This is a genomic window from Chryseobacillus diguaensis (assembly GCF_049220665.1).
Lineage (GTDB): Bacteria > Bacillota > Bacilli > Bacillales > Bacillaceae > Metabacillus_B.
Genome location: NZ_JBMKNV010000005.1, coordinates 268444 through 285588, shown reverse-complemented (window position 1 = coordinate 285588; position 17145 = coordinate 268444). Strand labels below are relative to the sequence as shown.

At 40.7% G+C, this 17145-nt stretch carries 13 protein-coding genes; 9 read left to right on the top strand and 4 right to left on the bottom strand.

The genetic code is table 11. From position 1 onward, the window contains the following. Nucleotides 1-36: 36 nt before the first annotated feature. Both ACOT8F_RS11005 and ACOT8F_RS11000 read left to right on the top strand, forming a co-directional pair. A complete protein-coding gene (locus ACOT8F_RS11005; protein WP_421651890.1) occupies nt 37-822 on the top strand; it encodes a glucose 1-dehydrogenase in 786 nt (261 codons plus the stop codon). Nucleotides 823-933: 111 nt separating this feature from the next. Continuing rightward, entirely contained in the window at nt 934-1251 is a 318-nt protein-coding gene (locus tag ACOT8F_RS11000) for an integrase core domain-containing protein (RefSeq protein WP_421651888.1), read from the top strand. An 80-nt stretch (nt 1252-1331) separates the two neighbouring features. Here ACOT8F_RS11000 and ACOT8F_RS10995 read toward each other — a convergent pair whose 3' ends face one another. After that, complete coding sequence (locus tag ACOT8F_RS10995) at nt 1332-3014, bottom strand: L-lactate permease (protein ID WP_421651887.1); 1683 nt, start codon at nt 3012-3014, stop codon at nt 1332-1334. A 232-nt stretch (nt 3015-3246) separates the two neighbouring features. On the opposite strand from ACOT8F_RS10995, the gene ACOT8F_RS10990 reads away from it, so the two are divergent. From ACOT8F_RS10990 to ACOT8F_RS10965, 6 genes are all read left to right on the top strand, one after another. Further along, entirely contained in the window at nt 3247-3960 is a 714-nt protein-coding gene (locus tag ACOT8F_RS10990) for a FadR/GntR family transcriptional regulator (protein WP_421651885.1), read from the top strand. A 158-nt stretch (nt 3961-4118) separates the two neighbouring features. Beyond that, a complete protein-coding gene (locus tag ACOT8F_RS10985) occupies nt 4119-4835 on the top strand; it encodes a (Fe-S)-binding protein (RefSeq protein WP_421651883.1) in 717 nt (238 codons plus the stop codon). Nucleotides 4836-4853: 18 nt separating this feature from the next. After that, on the top strand, nt 4854-6272 hold the full coding sequence (locus tag ACOT8F_RS10980) for a LutB/LldF family L-lactate oxidation iron-sulfur protein (protein WP_421651881.1): 1419 nt from the start codon (nt 4854-4856) through the stop codon (nt 6270-6272). Between the two features lie 6 nt (nt 6273-6278). Then, the gene (locus ACOT8F_RS10975; protein ID WP_421651880.1) at nt 6279-7004 is read left to right on the top strand and encodes a LutC/YkgG family protein; all 726 of its coding nucleotides are present in this window, start codon (nt 6279-6281) and stop codon (nt 7002-7004) included. Nucleotides 7005-7262: 258 nt separating this feature from the next. Then, complete coding sequence (locus ACOT8F_RS10970) at nt 7263-8249, top strand: Gfo/Idh/MocA family protein (RefSeq protein ID WP_421651879.1); 987 nt, start codon at nt 7263-7265, stop codon at nt 8247-8249. Between the two features lie 430 nt (nt 8250-8679). Further along, a complete protein-coding gene (locus tag ACOT8F_RS10965) occupies nt 8680-9573 on the top strand; it encodes an ROK family protein (protein WP_421651877.1) in 894 nt (297 codons plus the stop codon). Between the two features lie 1112 nt (nt 9574-10685). Here ACOT8F_RS10965 and ACOT8F_RS10960 read toward each other — a convergent pair. The 3 genes from ACOT8F_RS10960 to ACOT8F_RS10950 form a co-directional block, all read right to left on the bottom strand. Continuing rightward, a complete protein-coding gene (locus ACOT8F_RS10960; protein WP_421651876.1) occupies nt 10686-11858 on the bottom strand; it encodes an MGDG synthase family glycosyltransferase in 1173 nt (390 codons plus the stop codon). Nucleotides 11859-11996: 138 nt separating this feature from the next. Continuing rightward, nucleotides 11997-14333, bottom strand: a complete 2337-nt coding sequence (locus ACOT8F_RS10955) for an ABC transporter permease (RefSeq protein ID WP_421651875.1) — start codon at nt 14331-14333, stop codon at nt 11997-11999. Continuing rightward, nucleotides 14330-15022, bottom strand: coding sequence for an ABC transporter ATP-binding protein (locus ACOT8F_RS10950; RefSeq protein WP_421651874.1), 693 nt, complete (start codon nt 15020-15022; stop codon nt 14330-14332). The genes ACOT8F_RS10955 and ACOT8F_RS10950 overlap by 4 nt, the downstream gene beginning before the upstream one ends. A 744-nt stretch (nt 15023-15766) precedes the next feature. On the opposite strand from ACOT8F_RS10950, the gene ACOT8F_RS10945 reads away from it, so the two are divergent. After that, entirely contained in the window at nt 15767-17131 is a 1365-nt protein-coding gene (locus ACOT8F_RS10945; protein WP_421651873.1) for a glycosyltransferase, read from the top strand. Nucleotides 17132-17145: the final 14 nt, after the last annotated feature.

The window sequence follows — 17145 nt, the reverse complement described above, 5'->3', positions numbered from 1 at the left end:
GGAAAGAACCACTAATTGTTAAGGAGGAATTTTGATATGTATGAAGATTTGAATGGAAAAGTCGTTGTAATAACTGGAGGGTCAACCGGACTTGGAGCTGCAATGGCTGTACGGTTCGGGAAAGAAAAAGCTAAAGTTGTAGTGAATTACTATAAAAATGAGCAGGAAGCAATTGAAATAAAGGAAAAGGTTGAAAAAGCCGGTGGACAAGCTATCATCGTTCAAGCAGATGTAACAAAAGAAGAGGATGTTATCAACCTTGTCCAAACAGCCATCAAGGAATTTGCCACTTTAGATATAATGATCAATAATGCAGGTATGGAAAATCCGGTGCCTTCCCATGAACTTTCTCTTGAAGACTGGAGAAAAGTGATGGATACGAACTTAACGGGCGCTTTCCTTGGCAGCCGTGAGGCTCTTAAGCATTTTATAGAAAATGATATTCAAGGAAATATCATTAACATGTCAAGTGTGCATGAAATGATTCCTTGGCCAACATTCGTTCATTACGCAGCAAGCAAGGGCGGAATGAAACTGATGACAGAAACGCTTGCACTTGAATACGCTCCTAAAAAAATCCGTGTAAACAACATTGGGCCAGGAGCGATGAACACTCCAATCAATGCAGAAAAATTTGCAGATCCAAAGCAGCGTGCTGACGTAGAAAGCATGATTCCAATGGGTTATATCGGAAAACCAGAAGAAGTTGCTGCAGCGGCAGTATGGCTTGCATCAACAGAATCAAGCTATGTTACAGGGCATACACTGTTTGTTGATGGCGGAATGACGAAATATCCTTCCTTTATGGCAGGACGCGGATAACAATTAAAAAAAGGCCTCTGGAATGATGAGCTATACCCCGAATAATGGACACCCATATTCGGGGTTTTTGTATGTCCAGATATAAAAATCCCGTATCCGTATATAAGGAAAATGAAGCTGAAACAATCTATGTCCAGAAGAGGAAACTGCATTGATAACGCATCGATGGAATCCTTCTTTGGTACATTAAAAGATTGGGTAGAACACAAGAAGTGTCAAACCTTCCAAGAATTAAAGGATAAAGTGAACGCATTTATCTACATGTACAATTCAGAACGATACCAATGGGATCTACTAAAAATGACCCCGGCAATACCGGGATCATTTAATCGCTGCTTAACGCAGCAGGTCTTTTTTAAAGACTGTCCGAAAATAGGGGCACAGTTCATGATTGGTTCCGGGAGGCCTTTTTTCATTTGGTTCTGTTAAAGTTGCCTGTTGCAGCAAGTCTCGCATATCCGTTCCAATTAATAAATATAGTGCCAATACTTTTTAACTGAGCTTTTCAATTAAGGAATGATCCACGGAAAGAATGCAGACTGAATATATGTAATCAGACAAACGGCTAGAAGCAAGAGCAGGCTGTGTTTAATGGTAAACCTGAACAACTCAGATTCTTTTCCAGCCATGCCGGCTGCAGCGCATGCTACCGCTATGGATTGAGGAGAAATCATTTTTCCTGTTACTCCCCCAGAGGAATTAGCCGCAATAGCAACGACGGGATTCATGTCAAGCGACGATGCTGTTACTTTTTGAAGGCCTCCAAAAAGCAAGTTCGAGGAGGTGTCAGAACCCGTTATAAATACACCAAGCCATCCGAGAACAGGTGAAAAGAAAGCAAAGAGAACACCAGATTTTGCCATAGCCATACCAAGTGTTGTGGCCATTCCAGAAGCATTTGTCACATAGGCAAATGCGACGACTGCAATAATGGTCAGCAAGGGTAAGCGGAGCTCCTTCATTGTATCCCCGAAAGTGGCAATCCAATTTTTCCAGGAGACCCCAAGTACAAACTTAGCAGCAATAGCGGCTGCGAGGATGGCTGTGCCTGCGGCTCCAAGTACTTCAAGCTTATACAGGGCAGGAATCGGTTTCCCTGCAGAATCAATCACTTTGTTATGGAGCCATGGGACAGGTAGTGCAAATGTCAGGACTTTTCCAATAGTGTTCAGCCCATTTAGAAATAGATTGGATCCATTATAAACCCCTGTCAGAGCAAGCTTCACCTGAGGGATGCCCCAAATGGAAATAAAAATGGTTAAAATCAGGTAGGGAGACCATGCTTTAAAAACTTGGGCGCGTGTATACTTTTTCTTTTCCGCTTCAAGAGCAGGTGCTGCTTCCTTTTCTGCCTGTGAGCGGAATGTGAAAATGTGTTTAGGCTTCCAGAACTTCAGTAGAATAGTTAAAGAAACAAGAGATACGAGGGAAGAGAGAATATCCGGAAGTTCAGGACCAAGGAAATTGGATGTGATGAACTGAGTCGCAGCAAAGGACACACCGCAAACCAAGATTGCAGGCAAAACCTCTGCCGCTTTTTTAAATCCTGCGATAATCACGACTAAATAGAGAGGAATAAACAAGGACAATAAAGGAAGCTGGCGGCCAATCATTTGAGAAATATCCATTGCAGGAACCCCTGTTGCCCCTTCTACTGCTATAACCGGAATTCCAATAGAGCCGAATGCTACCGGAGCGGTGTTTGCAAGGAGGCAAATGCCTGCTGCGTACAGCGGATTGAAGCCAAGCCCTGCAAGAAGCGCAGCTGTAATAGCAACAGGAGCACCAAATCCTGCACAGCCCTCCAGAAATGCTCCGAAAGAGAACGCTACCAATAATGCTTGAAGCCTGGAGTCCTCTGTTAACAAAAGGATCGAATTTCGAATTATGCCGAAATCTCCAGTTTTTACAGTCAGTTTGTACAAAAACACCGACATGATAATGATCCAGCCAATCGGCAATATGCCATAAATAGCACCTTGAGTAGCAGACATGACTGCAGGGAGCACCGGCATCTTGTAAACGATTACAGAAATAAAAAGCGCAATAGCAAGAGTGGAAAGGCCTGCAGCATATCCTTTCATCCGTTTAATGGCAAGAGCCCAGAAAAAATAAAGGCTTGGAATGAGTGCACATAAGGCAGATAAAAAAAGATTGCCTGCAATAGGGGTAAAATTCTGAATCCAATTCAATGTCTTCACCTCATTTTATGATAATCTATTTTTAACTCTTGCTAAACAGCAGGTCATCTGACGACTTGTACTCGTCTCACATTATAAAAGACCGATCTGTACATTTCAAGATTTTTCTGAATTATCAGTTTGGCAATACTCTCACATCTCCTTTATCGAGTTTTCTTGAAAGAGTATAATAAAGTAAAACGATTACATGACCATCAGAGAGATTATATAAGAGGTGAAGGTATTGGTTTATAAGCAAATTAAACCAAAAAAGATTTATGAAGAAGTAGCAGATGCGCTGCTTGAGACAATTAAGGCAGGAACAATTATGCCTGGCGAAAAGCTTGATTCTGTTCAGCAGCTTGCTGAGAACTTTCAGGTTGGACGATCAGCTATACGGGAAGCACTGAGTGCTTTAAGGGCGATGGGAATTGTAGAAATGAAGCAGGGAGAAGGGACTTTTGTAAAGTATTTCAATCCGGACCTGATTGCTTCTTCTGTATCATCCGCTATCTTGATGAATAAAAAAGACATTGTCCATCTTCTTGAAGTCAGAAAGATTTTGGAAGCAGGGGCTGCCGGATCAGCCGCACTCAACCGGACGCAGGGAAATATTGAAAAGTTTGAGGGGATTTTAGACAGGATGAAGGATTCTGTCGGAAATGAAGAATTAGGGGAAAAATCAGATCTTGATTTTCATATGGCGATCGCAGAGGCCTCGCAAAATTCTCTGCTGCTGAGGCTAATGGACAACGTATCAGGCATGATGATTGAAACAATGAGGGAAACACGCCGCATCTGGCTTTATTCTAAACATAAGACAGCAGAAAGGCTTTATCAGGAGCATGTCACTATTTTTAAAGCGATTTTACAAAAAGATTCAGTAAGTGCTCAAAACCTTATGCTGGAGCATTTGGAAAGCGTTGAACAAGTGCTGCTGAAATATTTGGGGCAATAGGCTGATAGCCAGGACTGTTCTATCTGAACAGTCTTTTTAATTTTTTAAATATTCTTGAGACTTCTATCCATACGTTTTATAATGGGGAACATAACCTAAGGTCATCAGATGACCTGTTGATTAAAACCCATACAGACATTCGTTTGGAGGAGTAAGCTATGAAGGTTTCATTATTCGCTACGTGCTTAATTGATTTATTTGAAACAGAAGCGGGAAAGGCCACAGTGGAATTGCTTGAAAAGCTGGGATGTGAAGTGGAATTTCCCGAAAAACAGGTTTGCTGCGGCCAGCCAGCCTATAATAGCGGCTACGTTAAGGAAGCCAAAAAGGCAATGAAAAATATGATCAATGCCTTCGAGTCAGCCGAATATGTCGTTTCGCCATCAGGTTCCTGTACAGCTATGTTTAAAGAATACCCGAATCATTTTATAGGGGAGGGAGAATGGGAAGTAAAATCGAAAGCGCTTGCATATAAAACGTACGAACTGACGGATTTTATCGTCAATGTGCTTAAAGTGGAGGATGTCGGAGCAAGCTTCAATGGGAAGGTTACCTACCACACCTCCTGCCACATGAGCCGTTTGCTTGGGGTGAAGGATACTTCTTTCAGGCTTTTAAAGCATGTAAAAGGACTGGAATTTGAACCGCTGCCAAATGCACACGATTGCTGCGGCTTCGGCGGCACATTTGCCGTCAAAATGGAGCGTATTTCCGAACAGATGGTTGATGAAAAGATTCGGCATATTGAAGAAACTGGAGCTGATTATCTGATTGGTGCAGACTGCGGCTGTTTAATGAATATTGGCGGGAGAATAAACCGAGGCGGAAAACCGATTAAAGTTCTTCATATAGCGGAAGTTTTAAATCATCGGTAGAAAGGAGCAATTTTCACAATGCCAATGAAAATTGGAAACAAGCCTTTTAACAGCAGAATTGATGAGGGAATTAACAATTCATTTATGCGGACAGCCGTTTCAAGCGCTCAGGAACGGCTGCGGGGCAGGAGACTGGATGCAGCGGATGAACTGGAAAATTGGGAAGACTGGCGTTCATTAGGAGAAGAGATTCGCCAGCACACACTTGAAAATCTGGACTTTTACCTGGAGCAGCTCAGCAATAATATTATAAAGCGCGGCGGTCACGTCTTTTTTGCACAGACGGCAGAAGAAGCAAATGCTTATATAACAAAAGTGGCAAAAGAAAAAAAGGCGAAAAAAGTTGTGAAATCAAAATCAATGGTTACAGAAGAGATCAGTATGAATGAGCATCTGGAAGCTGCAGGCTGCGAGGTAATCGAAACAGATCTTGGAGAATATATCCTGCAGATTGATGAAAATGACCCGCCTTCTCATATAGTTGCTCCAGCGCTTCATAAAAATAAAGAACAGATCCGTGACGTTTTTGAGAAAAAATTAGGGTACAGCAAAACCGAAAAACCGGAAGAACTGGCTCTTCATGCAAGGGAAACCCTGAGAAAAGAATTCCTTGCAGCAGACATTGGCATAACCGGCTGCAATTTTGCCATTGCGGAATCCGGCTCTGTCACCATCGTGACGAACGAAGGAAATGCCGACCTGACAGCAGCCTTGCCCAAAACGCAAATAACAGTGATGGGAATGGAACGGATTGTTCCCACGTTTGAAGAAATGGAAGTATTGGTCAGTATGCTGACAAGAAGTGCCGTTGGCCAAAGACTGACAAGCTATATAACAACTTTGACAGGGCCGAGAGAAGAGGGAGATTCTGACGGACCAGAAGATTTTCATCTCGTAGTGGTCGATAATGGCCGTTCAAATATATTGGGTACTGAATTCCAATCCGTTCTGCAGTGTATTAGATGTGCAGCATGTGTGAATGTTTGTCCAGTCTATCGCCATGTAGGCGGCCATTCCTACGGTTCCATCTATTCAGGTCCAATAGGCGCAGTACTTGCTCCTCTTCTGGGCGGCTACGAAGAATATAAGGAATTGCCCTACGCATCCACTTTATGTGCCGCCTGTTCGGAATCCTGTCCGGTGAAAATCCCGCTGCATGAACTGCTGCATAAGCATAGGCAGGTCATCGTTGAAAAGGAAGGGAAATCACCAGTTTCAGAAAAAGCAGTTATGAAAGCCTTCGGATTAGGAGCAGCCTCATTTTCCCTTTACAATTTGGGCGGAAAAATGGCACCAGGAATGATGCGTCCTTATACGACAGGAGGTAAAATCTCAAAAGGACCGGGGCCGCTAAAGGCGTGGACATTAATCCGTGATTTTCCTGCACCAAAAAAAGAGAGGTTAAGAGACTGGTATAAAAACAGAAAGGATGGATAATAACCGATGAGACAAGCAGGCAGTCTTCATAATAAAGATCCATTTCTGAATAACATCGCATCGAATCTTGGCAGAACGAGACGAACAGAAGGAGTCGTCAGGCCAGACTGGAAGGTTCAGCCGCAGCATGCCATATACCAGGGGCTAGGCAAGTCAGAACTCCTGGAAATATTTAAAGAGCATTGCAAAAATATTCATACAGACTACTATGAAGCCAATCAGGAGAATGTAAAAAAGAAGCTTAAGGAAGCTGCTGCTTCATTCGGCGGCGGTCCTGTTATCACATGGAATGATCCCCGTTTTGAGGAATATGGGCTTTCAGATCTTCTGTATAAGGAATGGCCAGAAGAAAATATTCAGGTTCATAAATGGAACTCGGCACTTGGAGAGGAAAATATCCATATTGCTGAAAAAGCCAACCTTGGCATCACATTCAGCGATATCACCCTTGCTGAATCAGGAACAATCGTTTTGTTCAGTGGAGAGGGTAAGGGACGTTCAGTCAGCTTTTTGCCTGAAGCCTATATCTCTATTGTTCCGCTCAGTTCATTAGTTCCGCGCATGACGCAGGCAGGCCAGAAGATTCATCAAATGATCGAAGACGGAGAAACGATTTCCTCCTGCATCAATTTTATCACCGGTCCAAGCAATTCTGCCGATATTGAAATGAATTTAGTCGTAGGCGTACATGGACCAGTAAAGGCTGCTTACATTGTTGTAATGGATAAATAAATGGCTGAACTATGAGATACAGAGATTTAAGAGCGCCCACAGAAATTTAAGAGCACACACAGAAATTAAAAGCCCATGCAAAAATATAAGAGCAGCAGCAATGTACAATGCAAATTCTAAATAACAGCAGCCAGGGAGCCTAAATTTCCTCTTGCGGTAAAAGCTGCATGCAAATGCCTGCCTCCTATTTGTCACGTTAGATTAAGCAGGGTTATGATAGTTTTATAGCTGGAGAACAAAAGGGGGAGATCATATACCATGATACGATTTGGAATAGTCGGCACAAACTGGATCACCGAAAAGTTATTGGATGCCGCTCAGCATGTCGAACAGTTTGAACTTAGCTGTATTTACAGCAGGACAAAAGAGCGGGCAGAAGAATTTGCCGAAAAATATCATGTGAACAGCATATACACGGAACTGGAAGAAATGGCAAAAAGCCCTGAACTTGACGCTGTTTATATTGCATCTCCTAATTCTTTTCATGCCGATCAGGCAAAACTTTTTATGGAAAATGGAAAGCACGTTCTGTGTGAAAAGCCTATTGCATCCAATACATACGAAGTAAAAGACATGATCAATACAGCAAGGAAAAATGGTGTTTTGCTGATGGAAGCGATGAAATCCACCTTTCATCCAACCTTCCTGAGTGTAAAAGAAAACCTGCATAAGATCGGCAAAGTCCGCCGGTTTATCGGGAGCTATTCTCAATATTCGTCCCGCTATGATGCATACAAAGAAGGTACGGTACTAAATGCTTTCAAGCCTGAGTTGTCAAATGGAGCACTAATGGATATTGGTGTGTATTGCCTGTATCCTGCAATCGCACTTTTCGGAAAACCAAATAGAATTAAGGCAGATGGAATGCTTCTAGAAACAGGAGCTGATGGGGAAGGAAGTATCATTTTAGGATATGAGGAGCTGGATGCTGTTGCTATGTATTCCAAAATAGCAGACTCCAATTTGCCTTCTGAGATACAAGGAGAGAACGGCTCCATCACTATAGACAGAATCAGCAGCCCGTTTAAAGCAGTGATCCATTACAGAGACGGCCGGATGGAAGACATATCTGTCCCGCAAATGGAAAATACGATGGTTTACGAGGCCCGTGAGTTTGTAAGGCTGATTCAGGAAGGGCAGCTGGAGTCATCCATCAATACCCACGAACTATCTGTTTCTGTTATGGAAACAATGGATGAAGCCCGCAAACAAATGGGGATTTTCTATCCAAGTGATAAAATCTAATATTCACCTTAATAAAAACTGCCGCAAAAATTTCTGGCAGTTTTTATTTATGGCTGTTTTCGCAGAGATTGTTGTTTTTCGTACATGCTTTTATCACGCATTTAGACTAGCATCGGGGCATCTTTTCTTAAAGTTTTTGCCATCCCAATGGTTTCGAGGGCTAAATATAGGGTCATGAGCAACAAAGTTTAAGAAAAGAGCCTTATTTATTTTCTTCTTTTTACCGGCTTTACAGCACATGTATGATAAATTTGTTTTATAACAGTTAATATGTTGCTTTCCCCTCTCTTTTTCTTGTAAATACCTGCAATCTAGAAGAAAATTTTTGATCCAAAGCTTGTCTTTTACGTGTTTTCAAAGCCCATATGATAACAACAATCTTTTAAGAAAACAGCCAATAAATACAATGGAATGAAACGGAGGAATATGTATGTATCTTGGAGGAATTGAAGCCGGCGGAACAAAATTTATCTGTGCAGTCGGTGATAAAAACGGCAATATTATTAGTAAAATACAGGTTCCAACAACTACACCAGACGAGACAATGCCTGCTGTGTATGATTTTTTCAGCAGATACAATCTGACTGCCATAGGAGCAGGTTCCTTTGGTCCGATTGATGTGAATCCTTTCAGTGATACATATGGTTCCATTACCTCTACACCGAAAGCTCCCTGGAGGAATTTTCAGCTTGTCGAAGCTTTGAAAACACAATTTCACGTTCCAGTGGGATTCAATACTGATGTAAATGCGGCGGCGCTTTCAGAAGCAGCTTTTGGTGCTGCAAAAGGCCTTGACAGCTGCTTGTATATAACGGTGGGAACTGGAATTGGAGGCGGTGCGATCGTGCGCGGAGATGTCCTTCAGGGACTTTCTCATCCAGAGATGGGCCATATTCTGGTGAGAAAGCATCCTAAAGACAGCTATCTGGGAAAATGCCCTTACCATGGAGATTGTCTCGAAGGACTTGCAGCTGGTCCTGCAATCGAGGAAAGGTGGGGGCAAAAGGGAATGGAGCTTTCAGATAGAGAAGAAGTTTGGGAAATGGAAGGATATTATATTGCTCAAGCGCTCATGCAATACGTTTTAATCCTGTCTCCTAAAAAAATCATTTTAGGCGGAGGCGTTATGAAACAGAAACAAATTTTCCCTTACATTCATGAGCATTTCAAAGATTTAATGAATCACTACGTTGATCTTCCTGAACTTGCAGAAGATATCAGTCAGTACATTGTTTCCCCAGGACTTGGAGATGAAGCTGGTATAATAGGTTCTCTCCTGCTTGCAGATCAGGCTCTGCAGCTTACAGCAGCTGAAATAAATTAGGACTTAAAACCTCTTATCCAATTGGATAAGGGGTTTTATTAATGGGATATAAGGAATTAATTATAGGCAGATTAATCAAAGACAGTTGCCAAGTTAGCTGAGGGATGGACAGGGAATATGACCATCCAGATGTTCTTTAAAAATTCCTGGCCATAGAGAGACATATTTTCATATTTGCCGCAGATAAATATTTTTCTCCGGAAAGAATAGCAGGATTGCTCCATATTTCTTTGAAGTTCTTATGAAGAATAAGTTCTCGAGGGAAAGAAGGTAATTGTATAAATAAAAACTATATTTATCATAAATCTTTTCAAGCAATGATCGTCTTTTCCTGCAATTCTACTAAGCAAATCGTCATTTATCTTCAATTGACACCACCTAAAAAGTAAGACAGATTTACTATTATCCGCATAGAGGTGCGGACTAAACAACCGGGTGATCTTCTTTGGAAAATTTTCTTTCTTTTTTTGACTATTTTTTGAAAGATAGGGTAAGTAACTGTAAACGCTTTATTTTATATATGGAAGTTTCGCAAACTGAAAAAAACTAGTGATGGACAGTCATTTAGCGGGTATTGATAGCGAATGATGTTTTAAGAGATATAATTTATCGTATTATGTGTATTGTCTGGTGGAAGAATTTCCATATAGATTGAAAAACGTCCGATAGAACAGGATAAAAGTTCTGAGAATAAAAACCTAATTTTCTCTAAAGATCTAGGGAAATGTTCCGATATAAAAAAAGAACAACGAATCCAGCGTGACAAAAGGATCAGTCATGAGGAATCGTTATTCGCTATAATATGGGAGCATAGGGTTTTTTAAAGGCATGTATGGAATAAGAACTTCAGCCATACAATGAATACTAGAACGTCCTTTCCTGTATTTCTGAATAATAATTGATAGGAGCTGACAGACTATGCATTCTTTTATGGATTTGTTTCATTCCACATTTACCTGGCTGCATATATTAGTACTTGCAATCGGCTGTTTCTTTATTTATTTTAATATCCTTAAAAATTAACGTTCTTTTCTTAAACTTTGTATATCTGCAAATTTTAAGAAAAGAAACCGTGTTTTACTATATTACGAATCATTGCAAAAATAGCTAAATTAATAGTTCCCATTGCTGTAAAGTCTTGAAAAAAGTCCGTCAATATAATCCTGCTGCACAACAGCTGGTTTATGAACAATTTGACGATTAATGAAATTTACAGCTTCCTTGCAGCTGCTTAACTCCAATTCCCCCGCATACTCGTTTACTGACTTATGCATTTTAAATAAAAGCGGCTGGTTATTTAGTACGCTGATAATCTGATCCTCAAATGGCAAATTTTCATTTAATTGATAGACAAGCCCTTTTTCTTTCAAATAAGAAAGATTAATTTCCTCTTGCCCTGGGAGAGCTGAGTGAATAAAGATCGGAACTCTCTTTTTTAATGCTTCACCAATGGTAACCCCGCCCGGTTTAGTTATAATGGCATCAGCCCAGTCATAGAGCTGATTCATTGTGTTGCGGCATGAGATATAAGAAAGCGGTTTGACAGAAGAAGATCCCATTGCTGCATAGCTTTTATAAAGCTGTTCATTTGAACCGCAAAGGATTCTGTATTCGATTGGATAATTTTCTTCAATCCTTGATAAAGTGTCGAGATTTTTTCCAAGGCCGTGACTGCCGCCTGCAGCCAGGATGTTGAGTTTCCCCGTGATTTTCTTTCTCTTCTTCTGGGTAACAATTCGATCATCTGATATAATTCCGCTGATCACAATGCGGTCTTCAGGAATCCCAGTACGAATAAGCTGCTCCCTGATATGCCTGCTTGGTACAAAGTGCCAGTCTATTCCGCTTTTTCCCCATAAACTATTAATGAAAAAGTCTGTATAAATATTTATAACAGGCGCTTTGCACACACCATATTCTTTAAGTTTGCTCACAAGAAATGAAGAAAAACTATGGGTGCAAATAATAAGATCAGGCTGTTTTTGTCCAAGCAGCTGCTCCATTTTTTCCAGAAATAATGCCCCATAAAATGATTGTAAAAAACCGGACTTCCCTTTGAAAAATTTTTTGTAAAAACTGCTGTAAAATCCTGGCTTTTTTTTAATCCACTTAAGATAAAACTTAGATACTTTTTTTTCAAGAGCCGGATTCATATAATTTAAAAAATCAATTTTTTCACAAATAACCTCGGGATGCTGTTCGCTGTATGCTTCCATAAGTGCATGGGCAGTTTGATGATGGCCAGATTCCATTTGAAAAAGTGGTAAAAACAAGACTTTTTTCACTGTTATCCCTCCAATTTCTTTGATGATTCAGGAACGCTGCTCCGCTAATAATCGCCTTCAGACATTAGTCCATCCATCAGAAGAAGCTGGTGCTCCTTCTGATGGATGCTTGTCTTTTTTTCGTTTAAAGTCCTGTTCCTATAGCAGTTTCCGAAGAGGCTCGCTTGCTGCTTTGTTTGCTGGCAAGACGCTTGCGAAAATGCCAATTAGAATACTCGCCGTAAGCCAGAAAACAATACCGGACAATGGAAATACATTCGTTAGAGAATCATGAAGAAGCGATTCGCCCACTTTTCGGCTTAAAAACAGATGAAGAGGATAGGCAAGAGCAACAGATAATCCCCAGCTGATTACGGCAATTAAAATGCCTTCGCCCATAAATAAGCCATATATTTTGCTTCTGGAACCTCCCATGCTTCGAATCACACCTATTTCCTTTCTTCTCTCCAGAACATTCACACTCATTGCTGTCATCAAATTGAAAGCTCCCACGATAACAAAAAGAGCTCCTACTGCCAAGATGGCGTAATAAATCAATTGAATGATCTGGAGCGGCCGATCCGTCATGCCAGATGCTGTATCAACTCCTTCAATGTCAATGTGATTCCTGCTGAATATACGATCAGCATCATTTAATGCTTTGTGCGAGTATTTTTCTTCAGGAGAAGCAATTTTTGCAACAATCCGGTTAGAAAAAGAATTTTTCATCCATCCGCTGTATGCATTTTGATCCATATAGATGGCAGGCCCGTTCAGCTGGCCATTCATAATGCCGCCAATCTTCCATTTTTTCGTTTTATCTCCTATTTTCAACGTTACCTGGTCGCCAGGTTTAACATTTCCCACAAGCTGTTCCAGATCTTTATTTACAACAATCGAATTTTTGTCTTTAAACCAGTTCCCGCTTTTTATCGTTGGACGGATCATTTTGGTTTGAGAAGGAAGTGCTATGAGCAAAGCGTTATGGTTCTCTTTTGAGCCGGAAAGGGTTAATTCAGTATTTCTGGTTGTCCATCCTTCCGCTTTCTCCACATGATCGATCTTTTCTGTTAAGCTTATAAGCCTGTCAGATGGAAGAGGGGCCTTCACATCCCATTCAAGATTGTAATTCCAGTAGTTCTGAATCCCCTTCAAAGTGGAAAGCAATGAGCTGTTAAGAGCAATACAGGCAATAATGACAGCGCCGCCGAATGAAAGCATAAGAATATTTGTCAGCAGCTGAAACTTTTTTGTGAAAGCATTTCTGTAAGAAAGTACACGATAATTGAAAAAATGCCCGGAGTTTCGTTTTTTTGTCCGCTTGAATGTTTTGGTGCTCATTTTCTGAAGGCCGTCTGCTGCTTTGATTCTTACAATATGTGCAATTGGAAAAATGGCCGCAAATGTCGGTACAAGAAAAGATAATAGAAAGGATGCTGCAAGAACAAATCGAGAATACGAGAAATGCAGTTCTCCCATATTTAATTGCTGAATCAATAAATTAGAGAAATACCAGGATGCAGCACCGCTGATAAGAGATGAAAAGACAAAAACCATTGTGCCGATTAAAGTAAGTGCAGCACCATATTGGAACCAAAAGTGAAACGGTCTGGCACCAAGAACTTTCATCACACTCATTTCAAAAGTCTGTTCTGCAATCATTCGGTAAAAAAGGTGAATGACAAGAATAATGCCGAGAATTAAGGATAAACCGCCAAGGATGATTAACAGCAAGAGAATCGAATCAGCCATCGTTTTTCGAAGAAAGAATGGCTCGAGAGATTGCTCTGTTCTGGAAACAGAAATACCGTGCTGCTTTAAAGCGCTTGAAACTTTTCCGGAAATCCCGCTTGCTTTTTGCTGATTCAAGCCGCTTTTCAGCGTAATTTGCACTTTATTAAAACCTGGCTCCACACCGAGCTTTTGGAATGCAGCGTTTGACAAATACCCAAAACCGATGCCGCTGTAAGTAATGGGGGTTCTGTAATAGTCTTTTACTGCACCCTTTATTTTCAGCGTCTTTTTGCTTTCACCCGGCATTGTTATGTTTATTTGATCGCCCTTTTTAAGATGAAGGGAAGATAGGGTGGATTGATCAAGATAAATTTCATTTTGCCCTGGTGTGTGCTGCTCAGGAAGTTGGATCTGATTAATATGAAATGCTCCTGCTTTTGGAAGAGCCGAAAGTTCAAAATTTTTCTCTGATTGGCCAATTTCCGCCCGGGCTCTTGTTTCGAATTTTGGTTCAGCGGATTTGACTCCATCTATTTTGTTTATAAATGAGATATTTCCTTGGAATGTATTTGTATAGTAAGTAAGATCAGCCGCATTTGTGCTTTTCATACTTTGGACCTGAACCTGCTCAAAGAGAAGTTTCGTATTGAGAAGGGTGCCTACAATGGACAAGCATAAAGTTATGGAAACAATGATGATAAATGTTCTTGCTTTATGCTTCGATAAATCGTTTATCGCTTTTTTCATATAAACGGGAATCATGATAGCTCCCTTTCGCGGCTTAATGGATTCATAATACGGCCATCCTTAACTTGCAAAGTCCTGTCAGCTCTTATAGCCAAATCCTGATCATGGGTTACGATGATAACTGTTTTACCTTCATCAACAAGTGATTCAAAAAGGGAAAAAATGTGGAAGGCGTTCTCAGAATCCAGATTTCCGGTTGGTTCATCTGCCATAATGATAGGCGGATCATTTGCCAGCGACCGAGCAATGGCAGCCCGCTGTTTTTCTCCCCCTGAAACATGATCAGGAAAATGGTTCATTCTTTCTGCCAATCCAACTGATTCAAGGAGCTCTGCCGCTCGAAGCCTTCTTTTCTTTCTCGATCCCTTTTTATTAAATTCCATAGGGAGCATGACATTTTCCATCAATGTCAGGGTAGGAATCAGATGAAAAGCCTGAAAAACGATGCCGATATTTGCTGCTCGCCATTTTGTCAGTTTTTTGCTGGAAAGGGCTGACACAAGTGTGCCATTGATTTCTACCGATCCCGCAGAAGGGTGATCCACCCCGGAAAGAATATTCAGCAAAGTTGATTTTCCGCTTCCGGATTTTCCGATGATGCCGATAAATTCTCCTTTTCCTATTTCAAAGCTTACTTTGTCCAGAGCAGGACAAGAGGTTTTTCCATTCGAGTAGATTTTTGTCACATTTTGCAGTTGTATCATCCCTTGGCTGCACTCTCCTCTCTATATACAGGTAATACGATTTTATTCCATATCTATAAGGGTACTTAAAATATCTCTCGTCTCATTAAATATCATGGCACACCCATTGCCGCAACCTACATATTATTTCCAAAAAGCGATTGATTCCAATTAGTAATACCTTTTACATAGGTTTTCCTGTAATTAAAGAGCATTTTTTTCAATTAAATTCCAACTCTTTATTACTAATTGTGCTTTTTTACTCAGAAAAATATCAAATTATGTCGAATATTGGAGAATTAGTTATTGTTTTTTAGATAACTTTTCTCATTTTTCTTAACAAATGCTTAATTTCACTCGGTTTGACAAGTTGATCGTGGATTCCGATAGAAAAAGCAAAAAATTTAAAAATAAAATATTACAAAATTGTAAAGTTGGTTACACCTTGCAGAATCTAATAGTTGTATTGAGAATAAAAGTTTTTACATTCCCTTTACACAAAAGGTTTAATAATATTACAAAAATATTTCAAAATTTACACAAATACATATAACGCTTTCATTTCAATGTTTGTAAGGATTCTAGAGTTTTTAGCGAAAAGGGATGAAATTTGTCACGGGAAATACGGCAGATTGAAAAGTGGTTTGAAAATTCATTAATCTGAGTACGAAGAAAGGCTTTGTGCCGAGGCAGAAAAAAGAGGTGAAATCTTTCGGAGTGCGTCTGGTAAAAATTTAAGAACCAACATTTGAGAGGAGAACTACAATGGCTAAAGTTGAACAAGATCTGGCATCACGCATGCTGGATGAGCAAAAGGTTACCACGGAGAAAAAGCTTTCCATGAAAGAAAAGACCTTTGTTATTACACTTTTCATTATTACAGTAGCGGCTCTTTTCTACGTAAACTGGACAGCATCAACTGGACTTAACCTGACAATTGGTATTTACGGTTCTGTAATGATTGCTTACCTTCTTGGCAAAATGCTGCTGTCATTCAAATACAATACAGTGGATTTAGATCCCCCTGACATGAAAGTATCGGTAATTATCCCCTCTTATAACGAAGCGCCTGACGCTGTATTGGGCACGATTGAAAGCATATTAAAACAGGATTATCCAATCCATGAGATTTTCGTAATCGATGATGGAAGTAAAGATATTTCTGCTTATGAAGCTACTTTGAAGCTGAAAGAAAATTTGGCATCAGGATCCAGTGAAACACTTGCTGCTCTAGCTGCGGCGGATCCATCATATAAACTGCCTAACCTGATTGTGCACCGCCTTCCTAAAAATGCAGGCAAGCGCCATGCGCAAATTTGGGCTTTTGAACGGGCAACTGGTGACATCTTCGTAACGGTTGATTCTGATTGCACCGTTTTCCCTAACGCAGTACGTGAATTGCTGAAACCGTTCAATGATAAAGAAGTTGCTGCAACAACAGGCCATGTTAATATTCGTAACCGTACAGATAATGTTCTTACCAGACTAATTGATATGCGCTACGATAACGCATTCCGTGTAGAACGTGCGGCTCACTCTGTGACCAACAATGTTCTTGTCTGCTCAGGGCCGTTAAGTGCATACAAGAGTGAAGTTGTTTTAAAAAACCTGCATCATTATGGAACACAGACTTTCCTTGGACAGCAAGTGCAGCTTGGAGATGACCGCTGTCTGACGAACTACGCAATCCGTGAAGGAAAAACACTTTATCAATCAACAGCTCGCTGCATTACTGATGCGCCGACTACGCTGCGCACGTTATTGAAACAGCAGTCCCGCTGGAATAAATCCTTCTTCCGTGAAAGCTTAATTGCTTTGAAGATCGGATTAACGAAGCCGAATGTATTTGTATGGGTCCTTCTTGAAATGTTCCTTTGGATTGCCTTTGGTGTTTCTCTAGTAGCCGCTGTGTACTACACTTCTTCTACTATGGGATGGATTATGCTGATTTATTACCTTGCTTACGTTACGATTTCTGCTTATGCCCGAAATGTATTTTACGCTTATAAAAGGCCGTTTACGTTCCTGATGGCACCTATATATGGAATCCTTTTCTTAATGTTGCTTTGCCCGCTTCGTTTCTGGGCTCTGCTGACTCTTCGTTCTACTTCTTGGGGAACTAGAGGGTAAGCCGAACAGTAGCT